Annotated in this window: 1 protein-coding gene; it reads right to left on the bottom strand. The window is 72.0% G+C overall.

Annotated elements, in window-relative coordinates; genetic code table 11:
* Window positions 1-240, bottom strand: a 240-nt coding sequence (locus tag ACQG3P_RS20435) for a response regulator (RefSeq protein ID WP_426806064.1), incomplete at its 3' end; no start/stop codon positions are given.
* Window positions 241-257 lie beyond the last annotated feature (17 nt).

Here is a 257-nt window from a genome sequence, read left to right as displayed (position 1 = left end):
GCGGGCGTCCCCGGGCACCAGCAGCAGGCGCATGCCCTCGCGCAATGCCCGCCGCGGCTGCATCAACCCCAGGCCGGACTCCGCACCCAGCTTCAGGTCGATCAGGGCGTAGGCCGGCGGCTGCTGCCGCGCCAGCACCAACGCCGAGGCGATTTCGCTGGCGGTCACCGTTTCCAGCCCCTTGCGGGCCAGGCAGCGCTGCAGCGTGCGCAGGTACAGTTCGTCATCATCGACCAGCAGGCCCTGGCTGGAGGCGG

Source organism: Stenotrophomonas sp. SrG, assembly GCF_050031795.1.
Classification (GTDB): Bacteria; Pseudomonadota; Gammaproteobacteria; order Xanthomonadales; family Xanthomonadaceae; genus Stenotrophomonas; species Stenotrophomonas rhizophila_A.
The sequence above is the reverse complement of the archived record's forward strand: the minus strand, read 5'-3'. Positions and strand labels throughout refer to the sequence as shown.